This window comes from Klebsiella sp. Ech2A (assembly GCF_030078455.1).
Taxonomy (GTDB): Bacteria; Pseudomonadota; Gammaproteobacteria; order Enterobacterales; family Enterobacteriaceae; genus Klebsiella; species Klebsiella terrigena.
The window spans coordinates 1-5740 of sequence record NZ_JAQGFU010000244.1; the positions used below are offsets into that span (position 1 = coordinate 1).

6 protein-coding genes are annotated in these 5740 nt (G+C 63.0%); 5 read left to right on the forward strand and 1 reads right to left on the reverse strand.

Annotated features, from left to right (window positions below; genetic code table 11):
• Positions 1 to 928: deoxyribodipyrimidine photo-lyase (gene phrB, locus PFH44_RS24330; protein ID WP_283826420.1), on the forward strand; the 928-nt coding region annotated here is incomplete at its 5' end.
• Here the strand turns inward: phrB and dtpD are convergent.
• Positions 900 to 2378, reverse strand: a complete 1479-nt coding sequence (gene dtpD / locus PFH44_RS24335) for a dipeptide permease DtpD (protein WP_283826421.1) — start codon at positions 2376 to 2378, stop codon at positions 900 to 902. The genes phrB and dtpD overlap by 29 nt on opposite strands.
• 270 nt (positions 2379 to 2648) lie before the next feature.
• Between dtpD and PFH44_RS24340 the strand changes: the two genes are divergently transcribed.
• From PFH44_RS24340 to pxpA, 4 genes are read left to right on the forward strand one after another with little or no spacing between them, the layout of a single operon-like run.
• Complete coding sequence (locus tag PFH44_RS24340; protein ID WP_041144624.1) at positions 2649 to 3392, forward strand: type 2 GTP cyclohydrolase I; 744 nt, start codon at positions 2649 to 2651, stop codon at positions 3390 to 3392.
• A gap of 13 nt (positions 3393 to 3405) precedes the next feature.
• Positions 3406 to 4062, forward strand: coding sequence for a 5-oxoprolinase subunit PxpB (pxpB, locus tag PFH44_RS24345; protein ID WP_283826422.1), 657 nt, complete (start codon positions 3406 to 3408; stop codon positions 4060 to 4062).
• Positions 4056 to 4988, forward strand: coding sequence for a 5-oxoprolinase subunit PxpC (pxpC, locus tag PFH44_RS24350; protein ID WP_283826423.1), 933 nt, complete (start codon positions 4056 to 4058; stop codon positions 4986 to 4988). The genes pxpB and pxpC overlap by 7 nt, the downstream gene beginning before the upstream one ends.
• A complete protein-coding gene (gene pxpA / locus PFH44_RS24355; protein WP_283826424.1) occupies positions 4978 to 5736 on the forward strand; it encodes a 5-oxoprolinase subunit PxpA in 759 nt (252 codons plus the stop codon). The genes pxpC and pxpA overlap by 11 nt, the downstream gene beginning before the upstream one ends.
• The last annotated feature ends 4 nt before the right edge of the window (positions 5737 to 5740 follow it).

Here is a 5740-nt window from a genome sequence, read left to right on the forward strand (position 1 = left end):
GTGCGTGGCGGCGCCAAAGGTGCGTAAAAGCGGGCCGCTGACGCCCGCTGCCCTGCCGGAGATTGACTACCCCCAGACGGCGTTCGATCCGCTGCTGTTTGCCGCCGACGAAAAAGCGGCCATCGCCGGCCTGCGCGCTTTTTGCCAGCATAAGGCCGCCGATTATGACCAGCAGCGCGACTTCCCGGCGCTGGAGGGCACCAGCCGGCTTTCGCCGTGCCTGGCGACGGGCGTACTCTCGCCGCGCCAGTGCCTGCATCGTCTGCTGGCGGAGCAGCCCGGCGAGGGCGGGTCGGTGTGGCTCAACGAGCTTATCTGGCGCGAGTTCTACCGCCACCTGATGGTTTACTATCCGGGGCTGAGCAAGGGGAAGCCGTTTATCGCCTGGACCGACAGGGTGGCGTGGCGCGACGATGCGCCGGGGCTGCAGGCGTGGCAGGAGGGGCGCACCGGCTTTCCGATTGTCGATGCCGCGATGCGTCAGCTCAACGCGACGGGCTGGATGCACAACCGCCTGCGGATGATTGTCGCCAGCTTTCTGGTGAAGGATCTGCGCGTCGACTGGCGCGCCGGCGAGCGCTATTTCATCAGCCAGCTGATCGACGGCGATTTAGCCGCCAATAACGGCGGCTGGCAGTGGGCGGCGTCTACCGGCACCGATGCGGCACCCTATTTCCGCATCTTCAACCCCACGACTCAGGGCGAGAAGTTTGATAAAGCGGGAGGATTTATTCGCCAATGGCTGCCGGAGCTGGCAGCGGTGCCGGAAAAGGCCCTGCACCAGCCGTGGGTCTGGGCCGATAAGCAGGGCGTAACCCTGGCGTACCCGCGCCCGCTGGTCGATCACAAGCAGGCGCGGCTGGAGACGCTGGCTGCCTGGGAAGCCGCCAGCAAAGGCGCTACTCCAGCGCCAGGCGGCGGGTCCTGACCCGCAGGGAGTGATAGAGCCAGATTGCCAGCACCAGGCCGACGCAGGCCAGCGAGCCCCAGGTAATCTGGCTGAACACCTCGATGTAGGCCTCAATCGCGTAGTGCGCCGCCCCGGCCGAATCGAACGAAGCCTGCGACGTCTGGTCGGCGATAACCCCCGCCAGATAGTTGGCGATGGCACCGGAGAGCAGCATATAGATGCCGGTCAGCACGCCGGTGACGCCGGGTATTTCAATCCGCGTAATCTGCGACATCGCCACCGGATCGATAAACAGTTCGGCAAAGCCCATGACCGCCAGCCCCAGCACCATCAGCGGCATTGAGGAGTGGCCGTAGGTTGCCGACCAGCGGGCGCTCAGCGTCAGGATACAAAAGCCGGCGCTCATCAGGCCAAGGCCGAGCGCAAATTTGCCCCAGATGCGCACGGTGCGGTTACCGCTGATATTCTCTTTGACCAGCCACGCCAGCACCATTCCGCAGAGCATCACCGCAAAGGCGTTCACCGACTGGAACATTGCGGTCGGGACTTCGTAGCTCATCACGTGGCGGTTAACGAAGCGGTCGATGTAGAGGCTGATGGAGCTGCCGCCCTGCTGGGCAAAGGCCCAGAACAGCAGGCTGAAGCCGGTCAGGATAATAATCAGCCGCAGATCCCGGCGCTGTTTGGCGGTATCCGCCCGCAGATAGATCCTTGCCAGCACCGCCAGGCCAATGACGGTGGCGACAATCAGCGCATAGACCGACCACTCCTGCCAGAACAGCACCGTAATCAGCAGCGGCGTAGCCACCAGCAGCACCAGCAGCCAGCCCCAGTTCGGCAGCAGAAAGCGGCGGGCGAGCAGCGCCTCGCGATTGACGCCGGCGGTGTGGCGAAAATGACGGCTGCCGCAGAGGAAAATCACCAGCCCGGCGATCATGCCGATGGCCGCCAGCGCGAAGCCCATTGCCCAGCTGTACTCTTCCTGCACGTATCCGCAGGCGATAGGCGCGATAATCGAGCCGATATTGCCCGCGGCGTACATCAGCGAGAAGCCGCCGTCGCGGCGCGGATCGGTCGGCTCGTATAGCTCACCGAGCAGGCAGCTGACGTTGGACTTAAACAGCCCGTAGCCGCAAACGATAATCGCCAGCGACAGGTAGAGGAAGGTGGGGGCGACTTCGCTGGCGCCGAGCACCAGGTGACCAACGGCCATCAGCAGCGCGCCGATCATCACCGCCATGCGGTTGCCTAACAGCTTATCGGCCAGAAAGCCGCCGAGGATCGGCGTAACGTAAACCAGGGAACAGTAGGCGCTGAAGAGGGCGTAGGCGTGGTTATCATCGTACTTAAGCTGATTGGTGAGGTACAAAATCAGCAGCGCCCGCATACCGTAAAAACTGAAATATTCCCAGATTTGCAGCGCGACGACGTAGTAGATGGCGCGCGGCTGCGATGATTGTGTGTTCATGTAACGCTTAGTTCCTGCCGTAAAACGAAAGTCGATCTTCCTGCATGAATAGCTATTTAGTAGTGAGATTCATGGTCTAAAAGGCTTTCTGATTATTTAATATGCTGTAATAGTGCATAAATATACACGAATGCGCGAAGGGGGGGGTAGACAAATTGCGGCTTTAAGCTAAAAGTCAAAATAGAGCGCGCTGCGAGCGTGCTATCGACGGTCAGCGAGGTTATCGTTATGTTATCTTCGCAGATACCCTGACGACCTGATGGAGCGGCAATGAAAAATAGCGAACTGGAACAACTCATTAACGAAAAGCTCAATAGCGCGACCTTCAGCGACTATGCGCCGAACGGCCTGCAGGTGGAAGGACGCGAGACGGTGCAACGAATTGTCACCGGCGTGACCGCCAGCCAGGCGCTGCTGGATGAGGCCGTCCGCCTGCAGGCGGACGCGGTGATTGTCCATCACGGCTATTTCTGGAAGGGAGAGGCGCCGGCGATTCGTGGCATCAAGCGCCAGCGTCTGAAGACCCTGCTGGCCAACGATATCAACCTCTACGGCTGGCACCTTCCGCTGGATGCTCACCCTGAACTGGGCAATAACGCCCAGCTGGCCCAGCTGCTGGGTATCACTATCAAGGGCGAAATTGAACCCCTGGTGCCGTGGGGCGAACTGTCGATGCCGGTCTCCGGCCTCGAGCTGGCCTCGTGGGTTGAAGCGCGTCTGGGTCGCAAACCGCTGTGGTGCGGCGATACCGGGCCGGAAAAAGTCTCCCGGGTGGCGTGGTGCACCGGCGGTGGCCAGGGCTTTATCGATAGCGCGGCGCGCTTTGGCGTCGATGCTTTTATCACCGGCGAAGTGTCGGAGCAAACCATCCATTCGGCGCGCGAGCAGTCGCTGCATTTTTATGCCGCCGGGCACCATGCCACCGAGCGCGGCGGTATTCGCGCCCTCAGCGAATGGCTGACGGAAAACACCGATCTGGACGTCACGTTTATTGATATCCCTAACCCGGCCTAAGGGAGAGAGAAAAGTGCAGCGAGCGCGTTGTTATCTGCTAGGCGAAACGGCGGTAGTGCTGGAGCTCGAGCCCCCGGTGACGCTGGAAAGCCAAAAGCGCATCTGGCGCCTGGCCCGGCGGTTGGCGGACCATGAAGATGCGGTGGATGTGATACCGGGGATGAACAATATCACCGTGGTGCTGCGCCATCCGCAGCTCATGGCGTGGGATGCGATTGAACGTTTACAGCGCTGGTGGGAAGAGAGTGAAGCCCTTGAGCCTGAGTCGCGGGAGATTGCGATCCCGGTGATCTACGGCGGAGAAGCGGGCCCTGACCTCGGCGAGGTGGCACGCCACTGCGGGCTGACGGAGAAGCAGGTGGTGGAGCTGCATTCGTCGGTGGAGTACGTGGTGTGGTTCCTCGGCTTCCAGCCGGGCTTCCCCTATCTCGGCGGCCTGCCGGAGCAGCTGGCAATGCCGCGCCGCGCGGAGCCGCGCCTGCAGGTTGCGGCGGGGTCAGTCGGCATCGGCGGCGCGCAAACCGGCGTCTATCCGCTGGCGACGCCGGGCGGCTGGCAGCTGCTGGGGCGCACGCCGCTGGCGCTATTTGATGCGCAGCGTAAAGAGCCGGCGCTGCTGCGCTCTGGCGACCGGGTGCGCTTTGTGCCGCAGAAGGAGGGCCTATGTTGAAGATGATCCGCGCCGGAATGTACACCTCGGTGCAGGACGGCGGACGGGAAGGTCAGCGTCGATCGGCCATCAGCCGCTGCGGCGCGCTGGATAAGCCGTCGCTGACGATCGCTAACCTGCTGGTGGGGAATGACGCCAATGCGGCCGCCCTGGAGATCACCCTTGGGCAGGTGGATATTGCGTTTGAACGCGACTGCTGGTTTGCGCTGACCGGCGCCGCCTGTGAGGCGACGGTGAACGGCAGGCCGGTATGGGTCGGCTGGCGGACGGCGGCGAAAGCCGGCCAGCATCTGGTGCTAAAAAATCCTCAGTACGGTATCCGCAGCTATCTGGCGGTGGCGGGGGGCATCGACGTGCCGGTGGTGCTGGGATCGCGCAGCACGGATCTGAAGGTCGGCATTGGCGGGCTGGAAGGACGACGTCTGCAGGACGGCGATCGGCTGAAACTGGGCAAAGCGTCCCGCGAGTTCAGCGGCCCGCAGGGCGTCAGGCAGCTGCCGATCGGCAACCGCATTCGCGCGCTGCCGGGGCCGGAATATCATGAATTCGACAGCGCCTCGCAGGCCTCCTTCTGGCGCTCGCCGTGGCAGCTGAGCGCGCAGAGCAACCGAATGGGCTACCGCCTGCAGGGACAGCCGCTGGTACGCACCACCGATCGCGAAATGCTCTCCCACGGCCTGCTGCCCGGCGTGGTGCAGGTGCCGCATAGCGGTCAGCCGATTGTGCTGATGAACGATGCGCAAACCACCGGCGGCTATCCGCGGATTGCGAGCATTATTGAGGCGGATATGTACCAGCTGGCGCAAATTCCTTTGGGTCAGCCCATTCACTTTATTCCCTGCTCGCTGGAGGAGGCGCTGAAAGCGCGCGCCGACCGCCAGCGCTACCTGGACCAGCTGGCGTGGAGGCTTAACGATGATAATTGACCTTAATGCCGATCTTGGCGAAGGCTGTGCCAACGACAGCGCTCTTTTACAGCTGGTCTCTTCCGCCAATATCGCCTGCGGTTTTCACGCCGGCGATGCGCTGCTGATGCACCAGTGCGTGCGCGAGGCGCTAAAATACGGCGTTGCCGTCGGGGCGCACCCCAGCTTCCCGGACCGGGAAAACTTCGGCCGCACCGCGATGCAGCTGCCGCCGGAGACGGTTTACGTCCAGACGCTATACCAGATTGGCGCCCTGGCGGCGATAGTTCGCGCCGAGGGCGGCGAGCTGCGGCACGTTAAGCCGCACGGCATGCTGTATAACCAGGCAGCAAAAGAGGCGCCGCTGGCGGATGCGATTGCCAGAGCCGTTCGCGATTTTAACCCCGAGCTGGTGCTGGTGGGGCTGGCGGGCAGCGAGCTGATTCGGGCGGGCCAGCATTACCGGCTAGCCACCCGCCAGGAGGTGTTTGCCGACCGGGGATACCTGGCCGACGGCAGCCTGGTGCCGCGTTCACAGCCCGGCGCGCTGATTGCCGACGAGGAGCAGGCGCTGGCGCAGACCCTGGAAATGGTGCAGCACCACCGGGTGCGCAGCGTCACCGGCGAGTGGGCGCACGTTATGGCGGAAACCGTCTGCCTGCACGGCGACGGGGAGCACGCGCTGGAGTTTGCCCGCCGTCTACGGGCGGCGTTTGCCGGACGTCACGTTCAGGTCAGCGCGGCGGTGGAAGACCAGGTTGGTAGATAGTTAC

Excerpts from the sequence above, each read along its gene's own strand:
- pxpC (WP_283826423.1), top strand. The coding sequence starts at position 4,056 with ATGTTGAAGATGATCCGCGCCGGAATGTACACCTCGGTGCAGGACGGC.
- dtpD (WP_283826421.1), bottom strand. The coding sequence starts at position 2,378 with ATGAACACACAATCATCGCAGCCGCGCGCCATCTACTACGTCGTCGCG.
- pxpA (WP_283826424.1), top strand. The coding sequence starts at position 4,978 with ATGATAATTGACCTTAATGCCGATCTTGGCGAAGGCTGTGCCAACGAC.
- PFH44_RS24340 (WP_041144624.1), top strand. The coding sequence starts at position 2,649 with ATGAAAAATAGCGAACTGGAACAACTCATTAACGAAAAGCTCAATAGC.